Raw genomic sequence first — 24,488 nt, 5'->3', positions numbered from 1 at the left:
GTGAAATGTCGTGTCCGTGTATCTATTCCTAAGTATAACACACTATCCCAAAAAGTCCTCCATTTCCGCCCACTTTTATAAAAATTTAATAAACTTGCTTATGTTTTCATCTGGAATTGTGCTTCCCTATTTTAACAAAATCATAAAAACTTTCATATATCGGCGATTATCGGAGCCGATACTCACGACGATACTACATACGACGGCAATACCATACGTCTTTTTGAAACTTGGAAAGAGGCAGGAATTAAAGCAGGGAAGAGAGGGACGGGGCTTGGCCCCGCGAGATATGCCGCCCGATTCCGGAGGCCAAGCCCCGTCCCTCTCTTCCCGGACACCTTCCCGGACACCCTCCCGGACACCTTCCCGGACCACCGCCTGAATTTCCGATTGTAAACAAACCCATTTTTAGGTATAATGATTAAAGTGTGGGATGGAGTGTCCATAATAATTACGAGTAGGAGATGAGTTGTGTGACAAAGCTAAAGGAGCTTTTTCGTAAAATAGATTACGAATTCTATCTGTTTGCTTTTCTTATGCTGGATCTGGTGGCCAGATGCCCGCTGGAAGTGAATCCCTGGATGACACCGAATTACATTTTAAATTTTGATCAGGGGTTCAGCACCCGGCTGTTGATTGGTTCGGTGGTAAAATTCTTTTTTCCTGATTTTGTGACGGGAAAACAATTGTTCCAGTTCGTGTTCGTCGCGTTGACACTGCTGAATCTGCTGGTGGCCGTTCTGTGCGGCAGGGTGCTTCGGCTGTACCGGAACGAGACCCGGGGCGTGATTTATGTCTTGATGGCTTATCTGGCTTCACCGGCGGCGCTTACTTATCTGGTTACACAGGAAAATATGGGTAGGCTTGAGATCTATCTGCTGATCCTGACATTGGTGCAGATCGTGGCTCTGCTGCGGATTAAGAACGTCTATGTTAAATATGCGCTGGTTCTTTTGCTGTCTGCAGCCTGCTGTATGATTCATCAGATCTATATCTTTATGTTTTTCCCTCTTGTGTTTGTCTGCGGCGTCTACAATGTGTTTGAGGCCAAAAATAAGAAGAAGGAAATTATTGTGGGCGGGCTGGTATTTGTGCTGATCGGGGGATTTTTCCTCTATCTGCAGCTGTTTTCGTCGATTAACCTGAATAGTATCAGCGCAGTAAAGGCCTATATTGAGACCAGAACCGACTATGCGTATCTGGATGATAATATTTATTATGAATATTTTGCCCATTTACAGGAACACTGGACTAATTTCTGGATCAGGGATCTGACTTATAATCTGCGGCACACGGTTGTGACTCTTATTTTCCTGCTTCCGATGTTTGGTTTTTTGGTGTCAATATGGAAAAAAGCATACCGCTGCTGCAAGGAAAAAAGGATCAAATGGATGTTCACGCTGATGCAGCTGTCGAATCTGGCTATGCTGCCGGTTTGGCTGATCATGGTGGACTGGGAACGGTATATCGCGGTTCATATCATTCTGGAGTTCGGTATGATTCTGATTCTGCTGTATAAGAGAAATTCTTATATGATCACTGCCGTGAAGCAGACAGCGGCCGGCGTGGAGAAGCATATGTTACTCTATCTGCTGTTCCTGTTGTTTTTATTTACACTGGATAAGCTGGATGCCAGGTGTTATCAGCCTTATATTGTGGATTATCTGGCTAATATTGTGAAAATGTTTTTACCGGGCTGATGGCAGGCGCGGATTACAGCCCGCTTTGTCTGGGAAAGACGAAGCGGGTATATTTTATTTGACAGGAGCACAGGCGGGGATCGCACTACGGCGGAAAGGAAGATGCCGCTTACGCGGCCCGCCGCAGGCGGAGAGCTTCGCAAGCGAGACTCTATTTAAAAGTAGATAAAGGAGGAGCTGAAATGAAGAAAATAGCATTCATTGGTCTGGGTATTATGGGGAAATCCATGGCGAGGAACCTGATGAAAAATGGTTTTGAATTACATATTTATGCCCGGAACAAAGAAAAGGTCGGGGATGTCATAGCGGAAGGGATGCAGTATCATGATTCGATCGCCCAATGTGTGAAAGAATGCGGCGCGGTGATTACCATCGTGGGTTATCCAAGCGATGTGGAGGAGGTCTATTTCGCGGATGGGGGAATCCTGAATTCAGCGGCGCCGGGTACTTATCTGATCGATATGACGACTTCCAGCCCGAAGCTTGCCAAGAGGATCGCCCTGGCGGCGGAAAAACGAGGCATGCATGCCCTGGATGCGCCGGTAACAGGAGGAGACGTGGGCGCGAAGAATGGAACCTTATCGATACTGGTTGGTGGGGAAAAGGCCGGTTATGAAGCCTGTCTTCCGATATTTCAGGCGATGGGAACCAATATCAATTATGAGGGGGAAGCCGGGTTCGGACAGCATACGAAGATGGCGAACCAGATCATGATCGCCGGGACGATATCCGGTGTCAGCGAGGCGCTTAGTTATGCCCGGGCGAAGGGGCTTAATATACAGACTCTGTTAAAATCCGTGGCTACCGGTGCGGCCGGCAGCAGGCAGCTGGATCTGATGGGACTTAAGATGGTAAATGAGGACTACGCGCCGGGCTTTTATATCAAACACTTTATCAAAGATATGAAGCTGGCGGATGAGGAGGCAAAGGACAGCTCTCTGCATCTGGAAATACTGAAACAAGCACTGGCTAATTATGAGGAACTGGAGGCAGAAGGGTTTGGTGATCTGGGGACACAGGCACTGATCCGGCATTATGAAGACCGGAAGGAATGAACATAAAAGAAGTTCATCAGGGATTTACATATGGATAAGTGCGGGATTGCGCATGAATGGAGGACGAAATGAAGCTTGTGATGTTGGGAACCGGTCATGCGGCAGTGACTGAGATCTATAATACCTGTTTCGGGATTACCGATGAGCGTTTGGATGCGGGTCCGTATTTTCTGGTGGACTGCGGCGGCGGAAATGGGATACTGACCCAGTGTAAGCATGCGGGTATCGGTCTCGGACAGATACACGATATCTTTATCACTCATGAACATGCAGACCATCTTCTGGGGGTGGTCTGGATGATCCGGATGATCGGGACGATGATAGAAAAGAATGTATATAAAGGGGATCTGCGGATCTACAGCCACAGCGGCCTGGTACCGGCCATCCGGACCATGGCGGAGCTGACGGTATCTGCTGGCGTCTGCCGGAATATAGGCGGCAGGATCAAACTGGTCCCTTTAGAATCCGGAGATCAGCATCAGATCCTGGGCTGCCCCGTGACTTTTTTTGATATTGAGTCCACCAAAGCGAGGCAATTTGGATTCATGATGGAATTGCCGGATGGACAGAAATTGTCCTGTGCCGGCGATGAGCCTTACAATGAGAAAAATTACGATTATGTGAAAGAAAGCAGCTGGCTGATGCATGAGGCCTTCTGCCTCTACAGCGAGGCGGACAAATATAAGCCCTATGAGAAACATCACAGCACGGTCAGGGAAGCCTGCGAAGTGGCAGAGCGGCTTAAGATCCCCAATCTGATTCTGTACCATACGGAAGAAGATCACGGCGCAAAGCGGAAAAACTGCTATCGCGCGGAGGGAAAGCAGTATTATAAAGGAAATCTGTATGTTCCGGATGATCTGGATGTAATAGAGCTGTAGAAGAGGACTCCTTTTTGATTGAACCGTTATCGGCGATAGACGGTTGAGTCAAAAAGGAGTTTTACATTTGGTAGGTAACGATAGTCCAGAGCTGGTTCTGCTTCATCATAAAACAGTTTACTTTTTTGCGATGTTGATAGCAGAAGAGAAAAAGTCGCTGAATAACCGGATAGTCCAGCAGATAACTATATTTGTGATGAATAACCATAGTTCGATCCTCCTGATTCCATATGTATACGTTACAGCATCCCTTCATGCATGCCCTTCATGCATGCCCTTCGGGCGGGGGCGCAGCATAGCTGCTCCATAAGGTATATTAATATATATGCTTGTACAAGAAAATTATTCCGGTTTTCTGAGAAATATGAAAAAATATGCAAATGAACCGGTCAGATACGATATATCATCCTATTTTATAAAAAACGGTTGACAAAATGGTCTATAAGATATAGACTAAATATAGGACGATAACTTATAGACCAATTGTCCCCAGACACAGGAACAGTATGACAAATCAAAGGATAATGAATAGGGAGGAAAGCAGGAATGAGATGTTATCGTATGACGGACAGTGAGCTTAGATTCGCCCAGCTTGTCTGGAAGGAAGAACCGGTAGCTTCCGGAGACCTGGTTAAATTGTGCGGCCAGAGCTTTGATTGGAAAAAATCTACAACCTATACGGTATTAAAGAAATTATGTGAACAGAAAATTCTGAAGAATGAGCAGGCGGTAGTTACCTCGTTAATCAAAGAGGAACAATACCATCAGCTGCAGGGCCAGGAATTCATCAATGATAATTATGGGGGGTCCCTGCCTAGGTTCCTGGCCGCATTTATGAATCAGAAGAAATTATCGAGGAAACAGGTAGAAGAAATCCGTAAAATGATCGATGAATATGAGGAGGAATAGAAGATGGAAGGGGTATTTCTTTCGGTTTTTCATATGAGTCTTGTTTCCAGTTATATTATAGCCGTGGTTATCGTCATCCGCCTGCTTCTGCGAAAGACACCGAAGCTGTTTTCCTATCTTTTGTGGGGAATCGTTTTTATAAGGCTGATCTGCCCTCTGTCTTTCGAGAGTGTCATAAGTCTGATTCCCGCACGGGTCAATGAGGTGCGGTTTGAACAATTGGTGCAGCAGGAATCCGGGGCTTTTGCGGAGAATACCCAGGTGCATACGGAATCAAAGGAAAATATTTACAATCCCATCTATGACGCAGTGACGGATCAAAGTCCGCACCTTTCGATCAACGGAATACTGTCGGTCCTGTGGATAGGCACAGCCGCAGGGCTGGTGCTGTATAATCTTATTTCCCTGAGAAAGCTTCGCCGCAAGCTGACAGATGCGGATCTGATCGGCAGCAATATCTACATATCCGGGCATATACGCACCCCCTTCGTGATCGGGCTGTTTTGTCCGGCGATCTATCTGCCTGCCGGGCTTACGGATGATGAGGAAGAATATGTCATCCGGCATGAGCAGGTTCATATAAGCAGGAGAGACTATCTGGTAAAGGCCGCCGCATTTTTTATCACCTGTGTCCATTGGTTTAATCCTCTGGTATGGATTGCTTTTATCCTGATGAACCGGGATATGGAAATGGCTTGTGATGAACGTGTCCTGCGTGAGATGGGAAATGGTATTAAAAAAGATTACTCCAGTTCCCTGCTGTCCATGGCGATTCATGAAAATGGGGTTTTGAGCGCTCCGCTGGCCTTTGGGGAAAATGCTGTGAAGAGCAGGGTGAAAAATGTGCTGCGCTACAAAAAGCCGGCGTTAGGGCTGATTCTGTTTGTGGCGGTGATCTGTACAGTCTGTGCCTGCGGTTTGCTGACAGATCCGAAGGGGAATACAAAGACTCCGGATACGCAGGAACTTACAGATATTCAGGATTCACAGTCTATATCTTTGAACCAGCAGTCTGCTGCAGCGATACCGAATACTCCTGAGGCATTGGCTGAAGCATGGGCCAAAGCTTTTACTGACAGGGACGGGGAGCGGATCTCGCAGCTGCTGGCGGACCAACAGCAGTTTGAAGAGCTGGGGGGCGAGATACTGGATGATGGAAGTTATTTCTTCGGTTGGTCCAGCCCATGGCCGTGGGAAGACGACTATCAGATCGTGATGGGCCCGGAGAATTCCATGGTAATTTATTATAATGCGATTGTTTCGGATCCCCATATCACTGTCTGGAGAAATGATATCACATATGAGGAGCGTGACGGAGGATATCTGGTGTCAGATGTCCGGTTTACCCAGTATGACAAAATCAGCTCTGCAGCAGAATTTGATGAAGCCTATTTCAGGCAGGGAGAATATGTGATTCCGGATTATAAGGCAAAAGGGTTTACCGGGGCGTTACAGGATCACTATGATACGAAAATGAATGTCGATTATTATACCCCGCTGACACAGCCGGATTACGCCGCGCAGTGGCAGTTAGACCTGACGGGCGGCACACCGGAAATTATAAGTGAGGGCGATGGGGAAGCGGTAGTGAGCTATCGCTGGACAGATGGAGCCGTTAGGATACAGATGTATCAGCCCGAAAGCCAGGGGAAGGATGGAATCTGGATTGTAGGGAGTGTAGGGAAAGAGTAACGATAGAAATTTTGAACATATAAACCACTGGGATATTACGTAATCGGGAATCCCAGTGTGTTTTTTATTTCATAGGAAAGTGCTCCTATGAAATAAAAAACGCTCCGCGGGGATCGCACTACGGCGGAAAGGAAGATGCCGCTTACGCGGCCCGCCGTAGGCGGAGAGTTTCGCAAGCGAAACTCTTTTTCATTTCATAGAAAAAGTGAGGAAGCGGTGAGGAGATTATTTATGAAAATAATACTGGAGAGCTTTAACGATATAATCGGCAGCACCTTCCCCGTATTTGGTGTCAGTGACTGCTTTGGAAATGTCATTGCGGTAGCTTTGTATGATGATATCCCAGTATCCATCCCCGACGCTTGAGGTCAGCAGCGATTCCTCGGTAAAGGTTACGATTTCATGTACGATATTCTGAATTTCTTCGGAAGCGGCATCCTGATCCATATCGGAAGTCAGGGAAGCGTACAGATCCTGATTCTTCTGTAACAGTTCTTTATTAACTCCGGTAAGAGCCTGCTGCTGTTCTATGATTTCAGAGAAATGTTCCATATTGTACTTCATGGCCTCTGTGTATTTCTCAACACTGCCATACTGTTTTATGGCCAGTTGGGCTATATTAGATTCATCCTCCTTCGCTTTTCGGATAAACAGATCAAAATTATCGATGCTTCCCCAATGCTTGATGATTTCTTCCGTGTTACTGTTTTTGAAGCACTCCAGCGCTTCGATATATCCGGACAGGTCAAATTCTTTGAAACTCATACATGCTTCTCCTTTCTCCAACCGACTAAGGAGCTCAACGAGTCTGTCGATTCGATTGCGTTTTAATAAGAGCAGTTCCTTTTGCTTTTTAAAAGACTTAATCCTGTCAAATTCGGGTTTGCGCAGAATTTCTTTGATTTCCTTCAGTTTGAACCCGAGCTCCTTGAAAAACAGGATCTGCTGCAGCTCCTGCAGGGCATCGTCATTATATAAACGATACCCGGATGCAGTTAATGCGCTGGGCTTTAACAGATTGATTTCATCATAGTATTGCAAAGTCCGTGTGCTGATACCTGTTAATTCTGAAACCTGACTTGTAGTTAACATGCTTTCCTCCCTGCATCGTTTTTAATGCTGATATCATGGTACTATGGGGTATTAGCTGTCTTATTCATTAGGAAAGCAAATCAGAAATTGCCGGCTTATATACTTATTTGTTTCCCTTAGTACAGAATACACTATCACGTAACGTGTAAGTCAATCGTTTTTTTGGATTTCCACCTAAAATGTAATAGTAAATTCTTGATTTACCGTGAAGTCTGCGGATGTTATAATAACTTATAAAAACAATAAAGGAGATTCCTATGAAAACAGCATATGTAAAAGCACCGTTCCAGTTTAAATTTGAGGATATTCCGGTTCCGAAGTGCGGCAGGAATGAGGCATTGATTAAGGTAATGGCCTGCGGAGTCTGTGGTTCGGACATGAATGCAGCCAGAATCGAGGCGGAGGATTGGCAGAGTTTTGGCCATGAGATCACCGGCGTGGTCATGGAAACAGGAGAAAATGTGGATCATGTAAAGGTGGGAGACAGCGTGCTGGTGGAAAGCGGTTCCTACTGCGGGACCTGTGCCCAGTGCAGAAACGGCCGGCCGGATCTGTGTACATCCGGGACAGGCTTGTTCCAATGGAAGATCTGTGGATTTACAGAATATATGACTCTGGACAAGCAGTGCCTGATTCCTTTTGACCCGGAAAAGATCGGTTACGCCCAGGGAACGGTGATCGAACCCATGGGGGTGGCCCTGGATCTGTTCTATACGGCAGATATTAAGTTCCAGGATGATGTGGCGGTAGTGGGTCTGGGCCCGATCGGCCTGATGGCTCTGCGCCTGGCAAAGGCTGCAGGGGCCAGAAATGTATACGGTGTTGTCCGGAATCGCAAAAATACAGCCAGAATTCAACTGGCTAAAGAATTCGGGGCAACGGATATTATCTATACGGATGAGACTTTGCTGGAGGAATATCCTTTCCCAAACGGCGGGGTGGACAAGATCATGGTGACTGCCCCTCCGAACATCATCGCGTCCACGTTCCGGGCAGCCAATCTGGGAGCTGTGATCGCTTATATCGGGATTGATTATGGGGAGAGAGGGACCATAAGTTTTGACGCCAATTATTTTCACTATAAAAAGCTCCAGCTTCGGGCTTCCTATGCGGTTCCGGCCTTATATTTCCCGCGCTGCATGGAGTTGATCCAGGCGGGAGTGATCGATGTGGATAAAATGGTGACCAGCACATTCCCGCTGGAGGACCTGGAGAAAGCAATGTGTACTCTGAGGGATGATAAAGAGAAAGAAATCAAGATGGTGATGGTTCGTCCGGAGCTTCTGGATGAAAAAAGCAGAAATTAAAAAAGGAAGAACCACCGGCCGTGTGACTTCTTTGTGCCGAAAGTCAACGGTAGGAATTGAATTATGGATGTTCCCCCATACCTTATTATCTGAGAGGGATACAAGGAAAAGGAGGCAGCAATGAAGAGCCAGAAAAAACAGCATCCTGCCCGAATGCCGGAAGCTGCAGAACCGCAAAAAAGAAAGCTCCGTACCGACCTGCTGTTCATCGCCGGAGCGGCCCTGTTTTTTATGATCTGGGCCTGGCAGTGGAACCGCTTCGATCTGGGACTGGACGGCCCGGATGAGTGGATGCGGTTTGATATCATCCGCTATCTGACAGAACATTGGGAGCTTCCGCGGGGAGATAATCCTGCGATCATTAATCCGATCTGGGGATTCAGCTATGCATTCCATCCCTATATCCCGCATATCATCAGCGCCCTTTTTATCCGGCTTGTGCGCTTTTTTACCGAAGATATCCATATCCTTGTCTTTACGGCCCGGCTGGCCAGCGTTCTTTTTGGCGCCGGAACCGTATGGATGTCCATAAAAATCGCCGGAAAGCTCTTAAAGGACAGAGCGGACCAATGGATTTTCGTGTTCTTTATTACCTTCCTGCCCCAGATGGTATATCTGAACGCTTATGTAAATTGTGAGTCTATGGCCATATTCTCCACTGCGGTGCTGATCTACGCCTGGCTGCGCGGTATGGAGAGCCGGTGGGACCTGAAAGCCTGCGTGATTTTAGGAACAGGGCTGGCCCTGTGCGCGCTTTCCTATGTGACCGCATATGGTTTCCTGGTATGCAGTTTTCTGTTTTTCTGTTTATCCATCTTGTTGTGTCAGGATAGAAAATGGGACTTTAAAACATTGTTCCAAAAGGGCGGTGTCGTACTGCTTGTCTTTCTGCTGCTGGCAGGCTGGTGGTTTATCCGCAATGCGGTGCTGTATCAGGGGGATTTCCTGGGCATCCGGTCCAGAGACCTGTGCGGGGAGATTCATGCCCAGGATTTCTTTAAACCTTCTCTTCACCCTACCTATAAGAAGGACGGGCTGAGCTTCCTGCAGGGAGTGCGTGCGATGTGCGCCGGACTTGGCTGGCACAGGGATACGTTTAAAAGTTTCATCGGAGCGTTTTATGATACTTCCGTGCGGCTGCCCCAGTTCCTGTACAACGTTTATAAAATATTGTTTGCAGCGGGAATCCTGGGCTGTCTGCTATCCTTCCGCGAGCTTTTTTCAGTGCGAAAAGACGGCAGATGGAGGGAAAGGGGAATCTTTCACTGGACGCTTGTGCTGGCGGTTATCATTCCAAATTTCCTGAACCTGTACGCATCCTACGCGGTTGATTATCAGCCGCAGGGAAGATACAGCATGCCGATGCTGCTTCCCTTTCTGTATTTTATGACGTTCGGAATCACACAGATCATTGACCGGCTGATCAAATATCAAAGGGCCAGGAATATAATAAAAGGAGCCTTGTGTTTCGGACTCCTTTCTATTGCTGTATTCGCCCTGAGATATTACAGCCTTTGGATTCAGTCGCAATAGCATCAGTCAGAAAGCAAAATTTTAAAAGGCTTCCAGATGGTAAGCGATGGGAAGAGTCAGGGTGAGCTGGTAGGAATCGCCGTCCAGATGGGCGTTCAGGGAGCCGTGATGCAGCTCCAGGATCTCCTGGCAGGTGCGGATGCCTACTCCGTAGCTCTCAGGATCGGGATGCTCAGAGACCATGTTTATCCCCTTTATGACCAATTTCGTATCGCACAGGCAGGCCTGATACTGGATCGGGACGGTATTGTCTGCATATTTTAGAAGGTTGCCCTCCAGGTTGTTAAAGACACGAATGATCTGGATCGCATCTACCTTCAGGAAGAATTCATCCTGGATGTCGATGGAGATCTCGACTTCGTAACCCTGGTCGCGCAGAACTTCTTTTAGATTGTTGAGAAGGTAAAGGAGGTAGTCATTCCCGGTGATCCATTCGTAATGAAGCTCATATTCCGTGCTTTTGTTGACGAAATGAGTGAAGAGGTTGTCAGTCAGGTCACGGATCAGAGAGGATTTCTCCCTGATTTTTTCCAGGTACCGGGTCTGGTCTTTGGCAGGAATCGGATTGGGGGAGAGCATCAGGTCCACATAACTGATGATGGAGGTCAATGGGGTACGTATGTCGTGGGAGATGGAGGTCACCAGACTGTAATTTTTCTGCTGCATCAGTTCCTCGCTGCGGCGCTTGGTGTCCAGCTCCTGGCTCATGCGGTTGATGCTGCCGACCAGGTCGGCCAGCTCGTCGTCCCGGTGGATGTCGATCTGATAGGTGAGATCGCCGCTCTCCAGGATGTGAATGCCTTTTTCGATGCGCAGTACGGCTTTTACCAGTTTACCAAATTCACGGAAAATGTAAGAGGAAAAGAGCAGGATGCACAGGACCGCGATCGCGAACTCCAGGCGGTCTTCGATCCGTTTCCGGTACAGGATATTGACGGAGAGGTAAGCGGGACCGTCTGTGAACCGGATAGTGACCGGCGTGTAACCGATGTTGGATATGGATTTGGTGAACAGGTTTTTTGGAAGATTCTGGGACAGGTAGCTCAGGGAATCGTAGATGATCTGGTTATCTTTGATCAGCCAGATATGAATTAATTTTTGACGCCGGTCCCACTGGTAGATCAGGTCAGAGTCCTGGCTGCTCAGCTCATGCTCGGTTACGTAGGCCTGAAAATCTACCGTCGTCTCATCGATGACGGACTGATAGAGTTCCCGGTCGATATCCATGCGGTTCACATAGTAGTCCGCGGCCTCCACTAACAGGACATAGAGGGCGATGCTGAACAGGGCGGCGGCCGCTGCTTTCAGAAAAAAATGAAGGCCCAGTTTAGAGGGCCTGTATCCTTTGTTCCACATAATAGCCTTTCCCCCACATACTCTTGATGTACTCCGGCGTTTTTGGATCTGCTTCTATTTTTTTCCTGAGATTGCTGATATGGACGACGATCGTATTATTTTCCACATAACTGTAGGGCTCATTCCAGACGGATTCGTACAGCTCCTGGGCGCTGAATACTTTGCCGGAGTATTGGATCATCAGTTCCAGGATTCCGTATTCGGTAGGCGTCAACAGAATAGGCTCTTGATTCAGGGAGACGGTCTTGGTGTTGGTGTTAAGGGTCAGGCGGCCCAGTTCATAGACCCCCACCTGGGAACCGCGTCCGGGATGGCGGTAAATATAGCAGCGGCGCAGCAGGGCGTTGACCCGCAGGAGCAATTCCGCGTTGGAAAATGGTTTCGCCAGATAGTCGTCCGCGCCGGCCGAAAAACCGGCGGTTTTATCTGCCTCCTGAGTCTTGGCTGTGAGAAATAAGATGGGGGCCATGGATTTGCTGCGGATCTCCCGGCAGGCGAAAAACCCATCCTTAACCGGCATGGCGATATCCAGAATAAACAAATCGATGTCAGGGGAAGCAAAACGGATCGCTTCCTCTCCGTTTTTGGCAAGTACGACCTGATAACCTTCCCGCTTAAGGACGATATCCAGGATTTCCAGAATATCCGGATCATCGTCGGCCGCTAATATTTTAATCTGCTCCTTATGCATAAGTCAAATCCTTCTTTCTCCTTCGTCCGAACATTCTCAGATGTATCGTAAAACAGATAATAAAGCTGATCAATAAAAACAGGTAAAAACTGATCCCGCGGCTGATGATCATAGCGGTAGCCAGCACAGACTGGGGAAACAATAATCCAAAAGCCCACAAAAAGCCTCCTTCCGCCGCACCTACGGCACCAGGCAGAGGGACCGCGGATACGGAAATGGTCAGTATGGACTGGCAGGTCAGAAAATCCAGAAAGCTGTGACCGGAAAAGCCCAGACCACAGTAGACGAACCAGGGAACCAGATTGAGGGCAGTCATTTGTATCATCGTAACAAATAGTACTTTAAAAAACAAGGATGGATTTTTTTTCACATATCCTGTTTTTTCATGATAGGTCCGGATCGATTCGTGAAGGCGGGTCCGCGCCGCCCCGGGGTCCCGGATCAGATGGAGCCTGCTTCCGATCCGGACCGCCAAATTCACCAGGAACGGGACGGTCCGCCTGGAATACATCAGCAGCAGGATGCCAGCCACCGCGGCAGCGTTCATGATCACTCCGTAGACCAGCAGCAGTCCCAGCTTCCCGGCCATCTGCCCGGCCAGTTCCGGCCGGATCAGATACATCAGCCCTCCCAGCAAAAGCATAGCGATCTGATAGATCAGTACGATAAAGAAGATGGCGACTGAGGAATAGGTGACGGGAATGCGGTCTTTATTCATATAGTACATCTGCATCGGCTGTCCTCCGCTGGAGGACGGCGTGATGGAGCTGAAATAAAAGCCGATAAACGCGTAGCCGGCACAGCGCCGGAAAGGTACCCGCAGGGAAAGTTCATGGAAGATCAGTTTCATGTTCACCGCTTCACAGCAGACGAACAGGAACATCATACCAAGGCCTGCCAGCAGATAGAGCGGATTCGCTTTTCCAAGGGCCTCTAACAGCTGCTGCGGGGAATAGTCCTTTAAGAAAATCCAGACGGTAAGCCCAGTTAACGCCAGCAAAAGCAGTATCCCTCCAACCTGTTTTTTCGGTTTTGAAGTTTCATTCATATGGCTTAAGCTCCTCTACTGTTTTAAAAACGTATTCCCGCTTTAACTCGGGCAGGACCATGCGAAGCGCCTCGATGGTGCGAAGGGGTGCCCCGCAGGAGCCCCCGGTCTTTTCACCGGCGTCATGCAGGCACAGGACGGCGCCGTCAAACACCCGTGCCAGAATCCGCTCACTGGTACGCTGGGCCGTGGCTTTTGCCTGCCAGTCCTGTACCATGACATCCCAGAGCACCAGCCGCAGGCCGTATTGTTTCAGGAAATATCCGGTAAATGGATTGCGGGCCCCCCAGGGCGGGCGATAAGTATCCGGATGGCAGCCAAGACTTCTCAAGATATCATAACTGTATTGAAAATCCTTTTTCATATAGGGATAAGAACTAAACCATGCATGGCGGTGGCTGTAAGAGTGCATTGCCACCTGGTGGTGTTCCTCCAGCATCCGCCGGATCAGATCGGGATTGTTTTTCGCATTGGAGGCCACCACGAAAAAGGTGGCCGGTATATGATGTTCCTTTAACAGATCCAGCAAAGGCCCGGTGTAACGCGGGTCCGGTCCGTCGTCAAAGGTTATAGCCAACTGCTTCATGAAGATAATCCCCCTTCCTGAATGGGTAGAGATCCTGCCAGGATGCGTGATCCAGAGCCTTTTTGGCCACGTCCAGTATGGAATTCTGAGCGTAGTAGGCTTTTAAAGCGTGCATATTTTTACGCAGAGTCTGCATCTTCCGGTCGTCAGACAGAAATGCACAGACGTTTTGGATTCCTTCCACCGTGTTATCATGGATGACAGCGCCGATGTGCATCACCTCCAGAAAATCCCCGTTATAGACCTCCTGGCGCAGTCCGGGATTCCAGGCAAAAATGGGGGTTTCACTGTGAATCGCCTCAAAGGTAGTGATCCCGCCCGGTTTTGTGACTATGGCGTCGGCTTCCTTCATATATGCCGGAATGTCATTTACATAACCCATAACCCTGAGTGAGGGGTAGGCGGCTCGTAAACGGTGCATGAGGCTTTGGTTCCTGCCGGTGATAATCGTGGTTTCCAGGCTGTCCGCCTGGGATTCCAGATATTGATAGAAGCCCGGGGCCGTGGGCAGCATGCCGAGTCCGCCGCCCATGATCAACAGTTTCTTTTTAGGAGTTCCCGTGAAGGAGGAAGCGGTCATATCTTCGGGGGCGAAGAAAGACTCCCTGGGCTCATCAAACCTGGGATTGACCGGGATGCCGGTGACCGTGATCCTGCCGGAAGGAACCCCCTTTTTGATCAGCCCTTGCTTCACAAGCTCAGAGCCCACCATATAGGCGTCGGTTTCCTGGTGGATCCATTCGGAATGGGCGGTGATATCCGTCACGCAGGTAATGAGAGGGACCCGGCTGCCGGTCTTTTCCCGATAATAACATACAGTCTGTGAACATAAGGGGAGTGTGGCGATGATCAGATCCGGCTGTTTTTCCCGCAGGAGATGGCGGAAGCGCCAGAACATCAGGGCCGGAACCTGTGGTTTGAACTCCGTCCGTTTATTTTCCAGGCGGCAGTATCTCTCATTGTAGAAGTTTTGCGCGTGTTGAACCATCCAGCCAAATAACCGGTATCCGGGCAGCGAAAGATGCGGGAATACATATTGGAACCAGTCAATGACCTCGATCGTGGCGTTTGGCCGCGCAAGCTTTAAGTGGTCGGCGATGGCGCTGGCCGCCATATAGTGCCCCATACCGAATTTACCAGTCAGAATTACGATTTTCATGTGCAGATCCCCCTTCTTTTTGGACATGTGATCAGAGGTCCTATGAGGCTATATAGGAAATTCTATCGAACAATTCTTCAGATCTCCTGAATAAATTTATAAAGAAAAAAGAAGGAAAATCTAAAAGATTCTTTACGAATACGACAGAAAAGTCTAAACTGAAGATAATAGAAAAAGGGATAGGGGAGGATGTGCTATGAAAAAGAAGCGGGTATTATTAAAAAGTATCCTGGCGGTTCTGGGGGTATTCATACTAATCGTATTGGGGTATGTGATCTATGTATTTGCCAGTTACCACAGGATAGAGGACCGGCTCGCCGTTGAGCCTGAGAATAATGCGGAAGCTGTGGTACAGACGCTGACTCCCTACAAGATCACCACATTTAACATCGGCTTCGGAGCCTATTCCACGGATTACAGCTTCTTTATGGACGGGGGGACCGAGTCCCGGGCGTTCAGCAAAGAGGCAGTGATTGAGAATACGGACGGGGCCGCAGGATTGATCAGCGATCTGGAACCGGATTTTGCGTTTTTTCAGGAAGTGGACCTGGACGCCACCAGAAGCTATCATGTGAACCAGTATGACATGCTGAAAGGATGGTTTCCGGATCTGGCCGTGGATTTTGCCCTGAATTTTGATTCCGCTTATCTGTTTTATCCGATTCTGGAACCTCATGGAAAATCAATAGCCGGCCTGGCCACATTTTCCAGATACCGGATAGAGAGCGCCATGAGAAGAAGCCTGCCGATCGATACCAGCCCCATGAAATTCGTGGATCTGGACCGGTGTTATGTGGTGAGCAGAATTCCGGTGGAGAACGGCCGGGAATTATGCCTGTATAACATTCACCTGTCTGCTTATACGAAGGACGGAAGTATCCGGGAAGAACAGATCGAGATGCTGTCGGGAGATATGCAGCAGGAATACGAGAAGGGAAATTACGTCGTCTGCGCGGGGGATTTTAACCAGGATCTCTATGGAAACTCGGCCGAGATCTTCCATTCCAGGCAGGAGACTCCCGGTTGGGCGGAGGCCTTTCCCAAAGAAATGCTGGGGGAGGGGTTGCGCCTGCAGCTGCCGGAGGTGGATGAGAATCTGGTCCCCACTTGCCGGAATGCGGACCGTCCCTATGTAAAAGGGGAAAATTTTGTTACGGTACTGGATGGGTTTATATTGTCCGAAAATGTGGAGTGTACGGCGGTGGAGAATATCGACGCCGGATTCCGGTATTCGGATCATAATCCGGTGCTGCTGACTTTTCAGCTGGAGGAATGATTCTCTTTGCTAAGGGCCGGAGCGTGCCGGGAGGGGCCTTTTTTCTGACTTCCTATAGATCGTTGTAAACCTGGGGATACACCGTTTTTGCTATTTCATGCAGGGCCTCGATGATATGCTGATTCGGAAAAAGACAGCGTGTCCGATCGACCGCGTAGACCTCCAGATTCTGAACCGCGGTAGTATTTTCCCAGCCGGAACGGTTCAGGATCTCTGCCACGGCATCGGTATCCCTGCCCGCAGCAGCGGTGAGGATCACATCGGGATCAGCCTCAAGGGCTTGTTCTTCGTCAAGGGTTACCCAGCCGATCTCCCCGGCCAGTGCGTTTTCAGCGCCGATCAGTTCCAGCATTTCATTGAGATAAACACCGGTTCCAAAGCTTTGGATCGAAGGAAGCCCGGAAAACTCCAGCATCACGGTTTTGGGGTCGGAGATGGTCCTGCCGGTGGATGCTATCTTCTGAAGATCAATTTCCATCTCCGCCACAATGGTTTCGCCCTCCATCGTTTTACCGACACAGTCGCAGACAAACTGGATATCATCTTCTATATTGCCGATCGTATGGGAAGGCGGTATCTCCGCTACGCAGATACCGGCTTCCTCAGCGGACTTATATAGACTTGCTCCGGCGGAATCGAGCCGGGTGCCGGTAAAGATGATATCCGGTGAGAGGGTGAAAAGCTTTGGAATGTCAGGTTCCAGCGGATTACAAACGGCAGTATCCGCACTTAAGTCAGCTATGTATTCCAGGGAATCCGGGTCCACACAGATGATCTGGCCGGAAAGGCCCAGATCACAGAGCAGTTCGGTGACCCCTGGGGACAGAGATACGATTTTATGGATTTCTTTGGGTATGGCGATCTCATTTCCGGCCCGGTCAATACCGGGAAGCGTATTGGCCAGGGTCTCCGCCTCTGATTCAAGCGAAGATTTGCCTTCCGACTCCTGGGAACCGGCAGAGGGATTGGCGGGCAGGGGGGTATCCGCCGGATTGTTGGAGGCAGGCGTACTGCCGCAGGCTGCCAGAGCGGACAGCAGACATACCGTGAGAAAGAGAACGAGGAGTTTCTTCATGGTTTAAAGCGCCTCCCAGTCTCCGGATTTGATAATTTCCTTATAATATTGAAGCTCATCGGCGATCAGCTCATCGATCACCTTCATACCCAGAAGCTCCACGGGAGCCTTGTCATCGGTCAGGATCCGGTTCCCGCCCTTTACCGGTGTAAGTCTGCCGCTCACCTGGTCCATCATAGCGGCGAGATCCGGATCGGAGATAGAAGCCCGGCCCTGATCAAAGGCGGCCAGCATATCCGGATTCATAGATGCGAAAAGTTCGATATTGGTGCCCCGCTCCAGAACGGCCGTGTATACCTGGGGAAATACCGAGGCGATGGTATCACAGAGATATTCGTTGATGGAACCCTCCTTCGAGGAGTGCATATTCATATTTACCACCATCACACCCTGCTCATTCAAATGCTCCTTCACCATGGTAAAGAACTCCACGGTAGACATCTGAAACGGAATCGTAATATCCTGATAGGCGTCTACCATAATGACATCATATTTTTTGTCTGTGGACAGATAAGCCCGGCCATCGGTAACGCTGACATCGACGCTTTCGGGCAGATCAAAATAAGTATCCGCCAGTTTGACAATTTTCTCATCGATCTCCACACCTTCAATATTTACATCAGGCAGGTATTGGGTACACATGGAAGCATACGTGCCGGTTCCAAGCCCCAGAATCAGGATATCCGCACCCGGCTGGTTTCCGGTTCCGGCCATATAGGGGGCGGCCATGGCATAATCATAATACATGCCGGTCAGATCCGCATTCTTCATCTTGATGGACTGTACACCGGCCAGAACATTGGTGGAAAGGATGATACTGGAGTCATCCTCCTTCACCTGGAGATAGTTATAGATCGATTCCCCTTCGTAGCTTAAGTCCTTCTCCCAGAATGCGAAGCTGTAGTGTATGGAAGAGAGGCTGAAGATCCCGATCAGCAGGACACTGACCACGCATTTGACCAGCTTCTTTTTCACTGTGAGGAAATAAAGGATGCCCAGCAGCGCCAGAACAGATGAAAATATAATGAAAGTGGCGGCGGTTCCCACGGCGGGTATGGTCACAAAGGTAGGCAAGAAGGTACCGATGATACTCCCGATCGTATTTAAAGCGCCTAATTTTCCAACAATCACGCCGTTATTATCCAGATCCTCCATGGTGTATTTTACCAGAGACGGGGTGACGGTTCCCAGAAGCATCAGCGGAAACACAAAGATCACCAGACAGCAGATCAGGGAAGCCCAGACCAGGAAGTTCTTTTCCACCACCATGGCTACTGCCAGGGAAATTCCGGCGATCACATATTTACCGGCAAAAGGGATCGCGGCGATCCAGATCGCGGCAATTAACAGCCGTCCGAACAGCCGTCCCGGGTCCGGATTCTTATCCGCCATCCGGCCTCCCCAGATATTCCCCAGGGCCATGGCAATCATAATCGTACCGATGATCACGGTCCAGACGATCTGCGAGGAACTGAAATAGGGTGCCAGCAGGCGGCTGGCACCCAACTCAATCGCCATAACCGACATACCGGCGAAAAATTCGGTTGCATACAGAAAATATCTGCTTCTCAATAAATTTCTCTTGTCCATATAATACTCCTTTATCCTGTTGTTAAATTAACATCTTACAGAGTATTATAAAAAATCTTGTGGGCTTTTACAACTAAAAGCTGGACAATGGAGAATTATTTTTGGGACCGGGAAGCCTGAAATCCCATCCAAACCACCCAGACATAGGCGATCGTCTTGGGAATCATGAGGGCTCCAACGGGCGGGATGGTATCGGCGAACAGTACCACAGGAATATACATCAAAAAGCTGATGGTGATAGCCAGCCACATGAAACGGAATTCTTTGTCCTGGTGCCTGCGGGCTTCCTGGTAAAAAAGAACGATGATAATAAGGCCGATCAGTGCGAAGGGGATGTTCCGCCAGATACCCCAGGAGAGGGGAGGAGCGGCTTCAAGCCAGCCATTCTGCGGGAACAAACACAGGAGGACGCGGAGGGCGGCCAGAATGTAGATGACTGAGGTCAGCGCGGTGCGTCCGGTGATCTCGTAGCGTTTCCTCCAGACGTGATAGAGGAGGACGTAGAAGATGGTCATGGTGATGGAGGTGATGAGTTTTCCGATGCCCAGGGCGGCAGCATGGGCGGCCAGACCATCGGTGCAGAGCGCGTAGGCCCGGGGAATCAGATGGAAGGCGTCGCCGCATCCCAGTACCACGGCCATGATACCGAACAGTTTGGTTTGGGTGTTGGAACCGGCACGCCGGATCATCAGGATTCCCAGAGTGATGACGGTGGTTAAATATACGATATCGAATAAAGTTTCCATAATAGCCTGCATAGTTGACATCCTTTCTTTTGGCTTTGCCAGGATCATTGTTTATAAAGTGATGAGTTGAGTGGTAAATGATAGTTTGGCTATGAAAAAACCTGCCAATGTGAACAAAGTTCAATTTAAAACCCAAAAATAAAACTTCTGCTTTCAGGCGTGAGGCTCCTATCCTAAAACATTTCTGTTAACGCTTGGGCTGTATAGGATCAGTCATAAAGCAGCCGGTTCAGCAGTTCAATAAAAAAGGAGCATTCCGTCTGGTCGTTCCGCAGCATACACATCATGTTGGCAAACAGGAAGAGGGAGAATTTCTCCTTTGTGAAAGTTTCATCCCAGATGTCTTCCCGGATCTGTGAATCCCGTTCCAGCAGAGCCAGGAAGCCTTTTTGAATGTGCTGGAAGGTTTCGGCCTCGGCTTTTCGGCCGGCTTCTTTCTCCGCGACCGAGAGAGAGGCGATCTGCTGCAGAAAATTTTGACGGAACTCCTGGAGATATGTATAAAATTTGTGATAGATATCTTCGAAGCTTTCCGTAAACCGTATTTTATCGGACCAGGTACAGATATCCCGGTGAAACAGACCGCACCAGAAGTTTTCGATGACAGCTATGATCAGGGCCGATTTGGTGGGATAGTAGTTATAGATGGAACCAATGGCTATATTGCACCGCTCGGCTACCTTGCGGATACTGATGTTCGCAAGCCCCTCGCTCTTCGCTATTTCCTGTGTAACGGACAGGATATGTTCTTTGGAAGTTACATTTTTGTTCATACGGCATTCATCTCCTCAACTTCAACTTGAACACTGTTCATGATACTCCCCCGGGAAGAAACTGTCAAGAGGGATATACAGTTTTATGAAGTCTTTTATGGAGGGGCGTATTAGGTAAGAAATGAAGGGAAATTGGCACCTCATCCGGGAAGGGAATCTAAAAATGCACGGATATTATAGATAGTAGCCTCATTAATATAATGCTCGATCAATTCCACGGTTTCCAATTCATTATCGGAGTGGTTGATCAGGCAGAACAGCTGGTGAAGGATATTATGGCGTTCAAGGAGGAACCGGCCTTTTCGGACGCCTTTTTCCGTTAACTGGATATAGCCGTAGGGCTGAAAGGACACGTAGCCCATGTCTTTGAGTTTGTTGACCATTTTTGAGGCGGAAGGAGGAGTGACGTGCAGCAGGGAGGCCAGCACGTTAATGCGCATAATGTTCCCTTCCTGAATATGACGGCAGATCATTTCCAGATAGTCTTCCATAGCCGGAGACAGTTCACCCGGGTTTCTAGTCTCATAGCCTTTGCTGGTATAAAATTGGTCATCCTGCATGGGTTCACTTCCTGTTCTGTATGTGATATTGGATTTTCCTTTTTAAGTTTATGTACCTGCATGACAGGATATGCCCCGGAAGCCGGCAAGGACTTTTCAGTGCTGTATGATAAGGCTAAAAGAGAGGACATGCGGCACATTCCCAAAAGTGTACATGAAAAATCAGGAAAAAACCGGCCTGATCGCTGTAACACTTGAAAGGGGGCTGAATATCATATAGCAAGAAACAAAGTTTCCCTGAACTAAATTTTAGAAAAAGGGAAATGTGAATGTTAACAGGAGTTGGTCGTATGGCAAGAGGAAAATCATTGTGTGACCTGAAAGAGGGACAGTCGGCCATAGTTGCCGGAATTATCAATAAGGGAGCAATGCGCCGCAGGCTGTTTGACCTGGGTGTGGTCGCCGGTACGAAAATATTATGCAGACAGAAAAGCCCCAGCGGGGACCCGGCAGCCTATGAGATCCGGGGAGCCGTGATTGCGCTGCGAACGGAGGATTCCTCCGGTATTCTGGTCTGGGAATGCGCAAAGGAGTAGCCTATGGAAGAGAAAAAGGAAGAACGAAATATCGCTTTGGCAGGAAATCCCAATGTAGGAAAAAGTACGGTATTCAACGCACTGACCGGTATGAACCAGCATACCGGAAACTGGCCGGGGAAAACGGTGGCGGTGGCTTATGGCCACTGTACATATGAAGGGGAAACATACAGAATCGTGGATCTGCCCGGTACTTATTCTTTGTCACCCCATTCGGCGGAGGAAGAGCTGGCCGGGGAATACATCTGCTCCGGCGAGGCGGAGGCGGTGATCGTGGTCTGCGATGCCACCTGTCTGGAGCGGAATCTGATTCTGGTATTGCAGACACTTTCCTTTACTGAAAAAGTCGTAGTCTGCGTGAATCTGCTGGATGAGGCCAGAAAGAAAAAGATCAGACTGAACTTACGGCTGCTGGAACAAAGGCTGGGCGTTCCTGTGGTAGGAACCAGCGCCAGAAGCAAAGAGGGACTGACCGAACTGCTTAAGAGTGTGCAGACACTGCCGGAATATCTGACCGGGCACGACCCGTTCCGTCCGAAAATCAATCGGGAAGACCTGCTTCAGAATGACGCGGAGGAGGAGATGACACATTTGGTACAGACAGCGGAACAGCTGTGCCGGGATGTGGTATTGATCGAAAATGTAAAATACAGGGAGCGGGAACGCAGGCTCGATAAAATTCTAACCAGCCGGCTGACCGGAATACCGATTATGCTGTTACTTCTATGCGCCGTGTTCTGGATCACCATCGTGGGGGCCAATGTTCCTTCCGGCCTGCTGGCGGATCTTTTGTTCCGGATACAGGATCAGCTGCTGGCATTTTGTGTATGGGTCCATATGCCGGCGTGGCTGTATGAACCGCTGATCTTTGGCGTGTACCGGGTTCTGGCCTGGGTGGTCTCGGTCATGCTGCCTCCCATGGCGATCTTTTTTCCGCTGTTTACGCTGCTGGAGGATTTCGGATACCTTCCCAGAGTGGCTTTTAATCTGGATCATTGCTTTCACAGGGCCTGCGCCTGCGGAAAACAGGCGCTTACCATGTGTATGGGATTCGGCTGTAATGCGGCCGGTATAACAGGATGCCGTATTATCGATTCTCCCAGGGAACGCCTGATCGCCATCCTGACCAATAATTTTGTTCCCTGTAACGGCAGATTTCCCACGCTGATCGCTATCATCAGCATGTTTTTGATCGGAACCTGGTCCGGCGCTATGACTTCAGCGGCCTCCGCCATCCTGCTGACTTTGGTGATCCTGTTTGGAGTCCTGATGACATTTTTGGTATCTTCCCTGCTGTCCAGGACGGTTTTAAAAGGAGTACCCTCTTCCTTTGCACTGGAACTTCCGCCTTACCGGAAACCGCAGATCGGTAAAGTGATCGTGAGATCGATCTTCGACAGGACCTTATTCGTACTGGGGAGAGCGGTGCTGGTAGCTGCGCCTGCCGGGCTGGTTATCTGGATTATGGCAAATGTTCAGGTGGATGGGAGAAGCCTGCTGGCTTGCACATCCGGATTTCTGGACCCTTTTGCCCGGCTTCTGGGTCTGGACGGGGTGATCCTTCTGGCTTTTATCCTGGGGTTCCCGGCCAATGAAATCGTTGTTCCGATTATAATTATGTCCTATATGGCGACCGGCAGCCTTCTGGAATTAAATGATCTGGGAGAACTGAGAAGATTACTGGTACAGAACGGCTGGACCTGGGTGACTGCCGTATGTACGATGCTGTTCTGTCTGATGCATTGGCCCTGTTCAACAGCCTGCCTGACGATACACAAGGAGACCGGCAGCCTGAAATGGACGGCCGCCGCTTTTCTGATTCCCACGGTATTTGGAATGCTGTTTTGTTTCCTGTTCGCTGCCATTGCCCGAATGGCCGGAGCCGCGTAATCGTATGGGCATATGTATTACCTGCGCCCGACTGTACAAAGCGCAGGCAGGGCATTGGATTCCTGGCGTTCCCTTTCTGGTTTGTGAAAGATTTAATTATAATGTTAAAGTTTTAATCATAATGTTAAGATTTTAATTAAATTGACAGTATTTACCATCCATGATAGCATTATATTGTTAAAACAGTAATAATTCCTATTATTAAATTTTTAACAATCTTTTCAGGTGATGGGAGATCAGAAAGGAAGGGAACGTATGGGTATTTATGTAATTACGGGAGGCACTACCGGAATTGGTGCGGCGACCAGGAAGAAGTTACAGGATCAGGGGCATGAGGTGTACAACATTGACTACAAAGGCGGCGACTATCTGGCGGATTTGACTACAAAGGGAGGCAGGCAGGATGCCATTGAAGCTGTTATACTAAAATATCCGGATGGAATTGACGGATTAATCTGCAATGCGGGGGTAGGTCCCACGGTACCGCCAAAGTCGATTTTTTCGTTGAATTTTTACGCCAGTGTTCAGATCGCGGAGGGCCTGCGGCCGCTCCTCAGAAAAAAGAACGGCTGCTGTGTGGTGACTTCTTCCAACTCAATCACAAATATGACTGTGAGAAGAGACTGGGTCGATATGCTGACGGATGTAATGGATGAAGACCGGACGATGGAATACATTGGTGAGATTCCGGACTCATTGACTCCATCCTGCTACAGTTCCTCCAAACATGCGCTGGCCCGATGGGTACGGCGGGTATCTCCGTCCTGGGCGGTAGACGGACTTCGGATTAACGCAGTAGCGCCTGGGAATACGACTACACCGCTGACTCAGAACATGACGGAAGCCCAGATGGATGCGGCACTTTTGATTCCGATTCCAACCAGATACGGCAGAAGGGAATTCCTGGACGCGGAAGAGATCGCCAACGGTATCGTATTCCTGGCCTCCCCGGAAGCCAGCGGAATTAATGGAGTAATTCTCTTTGTGGACGGTGGAATTGACGCGCTGCTGCGTTCCGAACAGATATAAGAAG

23 protein-coding genes are annotated in these 24,488 nt (G+C 49.0%); 11 read left to right on the top strand and 12 right to left on the bottom strand.

From position 1 onward, the window contains the following. Window positions 1–473: 473 nt before the first annotated feature. The 3 genes from ABC831_RS19470 to ABC831_RS19460 all read left to right on the top strand — a co-directional run bounded on the left by ABC831_RS19470 (window position 474) and on the right by ABC831_RS19460 (window position 3,636). The gene (locus tag ABC831_RS19470) at window positions 474–1,700 is read left to right on the top strand and encodes a hypothetical protein (RefSeq protein WP_343249734.1); all 1,227 of its coding nucleotides are present in this window, start codon (window positions 474–476) and stop codon (window positions 1,698–1,700) included. 182 nt (window positions 1,701–1,882) lie between these two features. After that, complete coding sequence (locus tag ABC831_RS19465) at window positions 1,883–2,755, top strand: NAD(P)-dependent oxidoreductase (RefSeq protein ID WP_343249733.1); 873 nt, start codon at window positions 1,883–1,885, stop codon at window positions 2,753–2,755. Window positions 2,756–2,823: 68 nt separating this feature from the next. Next, window positions 2,824–3,636: an MBL fold metallo-hydrolase gene (locus ABC831_RS19460; protein WP_343249732.1), complete on the top strand. Its 813-nt coding sequence runs from the start codon at window positions 2,824–2,826 to the stop codon at window positions 3,634–3,636. A gap of 61 nt (window positions 3,637–3,697) precedes the next feature. Here ABC831_RS19460 and ABC831_RS19455 read toward each other — a convergent pair whose 3' ends face one another. Beyond that, window positions 3,698–3,844, bottom strand: coding sequence for a hypothetical protein (locus ABC831_RS19455; RefSeq protein ID WP_343249731.1), 147 nt, complete (start codon window positions 3,842–3,844; stop codon window positions 3,698–3,700). 338 nt (window positions 3,845–4,182) lie between these two features. On the opposite strand from ABC831_RS19455, the gene ABC831_RS19450 reads away from it, so the two are divergent. Beyond that, window positions 4,183–4,545, top strand: coding sequence for a BlaI/MecI/CopY family transcriptional regulator (locus ABC831_RS19450; RefSeq protein ID WP_343249730.1), 363 nt, complete (start codon window positions 4,183–4,185; stop codon window positions 4,543–4,545). A 3-nt stretch (window positions 4,546–4,548) separates the two neighbouring features. Further along, on the top strand, window positions 4,549–6,237 hold the full coding sequence (locus tag ABC831_RS19445) for a M56 family metallopeptidase (RefSeq protein ID WP_343249729.1): 1,689 nt from the start codon (window positions 4,549–4,551) through the stop codon (window positions 6,235–6,237). A gap of 225 nt (window positions 6,238–6,462) precedes the next feature. On the opposite strand, the gene ABC831_RS19440 is transcribed toward ABC831_RS19445, so the two are convergent. After that, the gene (locus tag ABC831_RS19440) at window positions 6,463–7,329 is read right to left on the bottom strand and encodes a MerR family transcriptional regulator (protein WP_343249728.1); all 867 of its coding nucleotides are present in this window, start codon (window positions 7,327–7,329) and stop codon (window positions 6,463–6,465) included. 257 nt (window positions 7,330–7,586) lie between these two features. On the opposite strand from ABC831_RS19440, the gene ABC831_RS19435 reads away from it, so the two are divergent. Next, complete coding sequence (locus ABC831_RS19435; RefSeq protein ID WP_343249727.1) at window positions 7,587–8,636, top strand: zinc-dependent alcohol dehydrogenase; 1,050 nt, start codon at window positions 7,587–7,589, stop codon at window positions 8,634–8,636. A gap of 120 nt (window positions 8,637–8,756) precedes the next feature. Continuing rightward, complete coding sequence (locus ABC831_RS19430; RefSeq protein ID WP_343249726.1) at window positions 8,757–10,169, top strand: hypothetical protein; 1,413 nt, start codon at window positions 8,757–8,759, stop codon at window positions 10,167–10,169. A gap of 21 nt (window positions 10,170–10,190) precedes the next feature. On the opposite strand, the gene ABC831_RS19425 is transcribed toward ABC831_RS19430, so the two are convergent. Genes ABC831_RS19425 through ABC831_RS19405 form a run of 5 tightly spaced genes read right to left on the bottom strand, consistent with a single transcriptional unit; the run spans window position 10,191 to window position 15,009 of the window. Continuing rightward, the gene (locus ABC831_RS19425; RefSeq protein ID WP_343249725.1) at window positions 10,191–11,525 is read right to left on the bottom strand and encodes a HAMP domain-containing sensor histidine kinase; all 1,335 of its coding nucleotides are present in this window, start codon (window positions 11,523–11,525) and stop codon (window positions 10,191–10,193) included. Then, window positions 11,497–12,216: a response regulator transcription factor gene (locus tag ABC831_RS19420; protein ID WP_343249724.1), complete on the bottom strand. Its 720-nt coding sequence runs from the start codon at window positions 12,214–12,216 to the stop codon at window positions 11,497–11,499. Before ABC831_RS19420 ends, ABC831_RS19425 begins: the two co-directional genes overlap by 29 nt. Then, on the bottom strand, window positions 12,209–13,264 hold the full coding sequence (locus tag ABC831_RS19415; RefSeq protein WP_343249723.1) for a lysylphosphatidylglycerol synthase transmembrane domain-containing protein: 1,056 nt from the start codon (window positions 13,262–13,264) through the stop codon (window positions 12,209–12,211). The genes ABC831_RS19420 and ABC831_RS19415 overlap by 8 nt, the downstream gene beginning before the upstream one ends. Further along, window positions 13,257–13,850, bottom strand: a complete 594-nt coding sequence (locus ABC831_RS19410; RefSeq protein ID WP_343249722.1) for a polysaccharide deacetylase family protein — start codon at window positions 13,848–13,850, stop codon at window positions 13,257–13,259. Before ABC831_RS19410 ends, ABC831_RS19415 begins: the two co-directional genes overlap by 8 nt. Then, window positions 13,825–15,009 carry an MGDG synthase family glycosyltransferase gene (locus ABC831_RS19405; protein ID WP_343249721.1) on the bottom strand — a complete coding sequence of 395 codons (1,185 nt, stop codon included), beginning with the start codon at window positions 15,007–15,009 and terminating at the stop codon, window positions 13,825–13,827. Before ABC831_RS19405 ends, ABC831_RS19410 begins: the two co-directional genes overlap by 26 nt. Window positions 15,010–15,205: 196 nt before the next feature. Here ABC831_RS19405 and ABC831_RS19400 point away from each other — a divergent pair, with 196 nt between their 5' ends. Continuing rightward, window positions 15,206–16,285 (top strand): endonuclease/exonuclease/phosphatase family protein, encoded by a 1,080-nt coding sequence (locus ABC831_RS19400; protein ID WP_343249720.1) that lies wholly within the window; start codon window positions 15,206–15,208, stop codon window positions 16,283–16,285. 52 nt (window positions 16,286–16,337) lie between these two features. Here ABC831_RS19400 and ABC831_RS19395 read toward each other — a convergent pair whose 3' ends face one another. From ABC831_RS19395 to ABC831_RS19375, 5 genes are all read right to left on the bottom strand, one after another. Further along, on the bottom strand, window positions 16,338–17,360 hold the full coding sequence (locus tag ABC831_RS19395) for an ABC transporter substrate-binding protein (RefSeq protein ID WP_343249719.1): 1,023 nt from the start codon (window positions 17,358–17,360) through the stop codon (window positions 16,338–16,340). Window positions 17,361–17,363: 3 nt separating this feature from the next. Then, window positions 17,364–18,950 (bottom strand): spermidine synthase, encoded by a 1,587-nt coding sequence (locus tag ABC831_RS19390; protein WP_343249718.1) that lies wholly within the window; start codon window positions 18,948–18,950, stop codon window positions 17,364–17,366. Window positions 18,951–19,045: 95 nt separating this feature from the next. Continuing rightward, a complete protein-coding gene (locus ABC831_RS19385) occupies window positions 19,046–19,708 on the bottom strand; it encodes a hypothetical protein (protein WP_343249717.1) in 663 nt (220 codons plus the stop codon). A 197-nt stretch (window positions 19,709–19,905) separates the two neighbouring features. Beyond that, entirely contained in the window at window positions 19,906–20,469 is a 564-nt protein-coding gene (locus ABC831_RS19380; RefSeq protein WP_343249716.1) for a TetR/AcrR family transcriptional regulator, read from the bottom strand. 140 nt (window positions 20,470–20,609) lie between these two features. Next, window positions 20,610–21,029: a metal-dependent transcriptional regulator gene (locus ABC831_RS19375; RefSeq protein ID WP_343249715.1), complete on the bottom strand. Its 420-nt coding sequence runs from the start codon at window positions 21,027–21,029 to the stop codon at window positions 20,610–20,612. A gap of 290 nt (window positions 21,030–21,319) precedes the next feature. Between ABC831_RS19375 and ABC831_RS19370 the strand changes: the two genes are divergently transcribed. The 3 genes from ABC831_RS19370 (at window position 21,320) to ABC831_RS19360 (ending at window position 24,484) form a co-directional block, all read left to right on the top strand. Further along, entirely contained in the window at window positions 21,320–21,565 is a 246-nt protein-coding gene (locus ABC831_RS19370) for a FeoA family protein (protein ID WP_158352193.1), read from the top strand. A 3-nt stretch (window positions 21,566–21,568) separates the two neighbouring features. Further along, window positions 21,569–23,455, top strand: coding sequence for a ferrous iron transporter B (gene feoB, locus ABC831_RS19365; RefSeq protein ID WP_343249714.1), 1,887 nt, complete (start codon window positions 21,569–21,571; stop codon window positions 23,453–23,455). Window positions 23,456–23,710: 255 nt separating this feature from the next. Next, a complete protein-coding gene (locus tag ABC831_RS19360; protein WP_343249713.1) occupies window positions 23,711–24,484 on the top strand; it encodes an SDR family oxidoreductase in 774 nt (257 codons plus the stop codon). Window positions 24,485–24,488 lie beyond the last annotated feature (4 nt).

This window comes from Diplocloster hominis (assembly GCF_032380655.1).
Taxonomy (GTDB): Bacteria; Bacillota; Clostridia; order Lachnospirales; family Lachnospiraceae; genus Diplocloster; species Diplocloster hominis.
Note: the sequence above shows the minus strand (reverse complement) of the source record. Positions and strands in the feature narration are given on the sequence as shown.

Excerpts from the sequence above, each read along its gene's own strand:
- ABC831_RS19395 (WP_343249719.1), bottom strand. The coding sequence starts at position 17,360 with ATGAAGAAACTCCTCGTTCTCTTTCTCACGGTATGTCTGCTGTCCGCT.
- ABC831_RS19375 (WP_343249715.1), bottom strand. The coding sequence starts at position 21,029 with ATGCAGGATGACCAATTTTATACCAGCAAAGGCTATGAGACTAGAAAC.
- ABC831_RS19410 (WP_343249722.1), bottom strand. The coding sequence starts at position 13,850 with ATGAAGCAGTTGGCTATAACCTTTGACGACGGACCGGACCCGCGTTAC.
- ABC831_RS19450 (WP_343249730.1), top strand. The coding sequence starts at position 4,183 with ATGAGATGTTATCGTATGACGGACAGTGAGCTTAGATTCGCCCAGCTT.
- ABC831_RS19380 (WP_343249716.1), bottom strand. The coding sequence starts at position 20,469 with ATGAACAAAAATGTAACTTCCAAAGAACATATCCTGTCCGTTACACAG.
- ABC831_RS19385 (WP_343249717.1), bottom strand. The coding sequence starts at position 19,708 with ATGCAGGCTATTATGGAAACTTTATTCGATATCGTATATTTAACCACC.
- ABC831_RS19425 (WP_343249725.1), bottom strand. The coding sequence starts at position 11,525 with ATGTGGAACAAAGGATACAGGCCCTCTAAACTGGGCCTTCATTTTTTT.
- ABC831_RS19440 (WP_343249728.1), bottom strand. The coding sequence starts at position 7,329 with ATGTTAACTACAAGTCAGGTTTCAGAATTAACAGGTATCAGCACACGG.
- ABC831_RS19405 (WP_343249721.1), bottom strand. The coding sequence starts at position 15,009 with ATGAAAATCGTAATTCTGACTGGTAAATTCGGTATGGGGCACTATATG.
- ABC831_RS19430 (WP_343249726.1), top strand. The coding sequence starts at position 8,757 with ATGAAGAGCCAGAAAAAACAGCATCCTGCCCGAATGCCGGAAGCTGCA.
- ABC831_RS19360 (WP_343249713.1), top strand. The coding sequence starts at position 23,711 with ATGGGTATTTATGTAATTACGGGAGGCACTACCGGAATTGGTGCGGCG.
- ABC831_RS19415 (WP_343249723.1), bottom strand. The coding sequence starts at position 13,264 with ATGAATGAAACTTCAAAACCGAAAAAACAGGTTGGAGGGATACTGCTT.
- feoB (WP_343249714.1), top strand. The coding sequence starts at position 21,569 with ATGGAAGAGAAAAAGGAAGAACGAAATATCGCTTTGGCAGGAAATCCC.
- ABC831_RS19400 (WP_343249720.1), top strand. The coding sequence starts at position 15,206 with ATGAAAAAGAAGCGGGTATTATTAAAAAGTATCCTGGCGGTTCTGGGG.
- ABC831_RS19455 (WP_343249731.1), bottom strand. The coding sequence starts at position 3,844 with ATGGTTATTCATCACAAATATAGTTATCTGCTGGACTATCCGGTTATT.
- ABC831_RS19465 (WP_343249733.1), top strand. The coding sequence starts at position 1,883 with ATGAAGAAAATAGCATTCATTGGTCTGGGTATTATGGGGAAATCCATG.
- ABC831_RS19420 (WP_343249724.1), bottom strand. The coding sequence starts at position 12,216 with ATGCATAAGGAGCAGATTAAAATATTAGCGGCCGACGATGATCCGGAT.
- ABC831_RS19460 (WP_343249732.1), top strand. The coding sequence starts at position 2,824 with ATGAAGCTTGTGATGTTGGGAACCGGTCATGCGGCAGTGACTGAGATC.
- ABC831_RS19390 (WP_343249718.1), bottom strand. The coding sequence starts at position 18,950 with ATGGACAAGAGAAATTTATTGAGAAGCAGATATTTTCTGTATGCAACC.
- ABC831_RS19370 (WP_158352193.1), top strand. The coding sequence starts at position 21,320 with ATGGCAAGAGGAAAATCATTGTGTGACCTGAAAGAGGGACAGTCGGCC.
- ABC831_RS19435 (WP_343249727.1), top strand. The coding sequence starts at position 7,587 with ATGAAAACAGCATATGTAAAAGCACCGTTCCAGTTTAAATTTGAGGAT.
- ABC831_RS19445 (WP_343249729.1), top strand. The coding sequence starts at position 4,549 with ATGGAAGGGGTATTTCTTTCGGTTTTTCATATGAGTCTTGTTTCCAGT.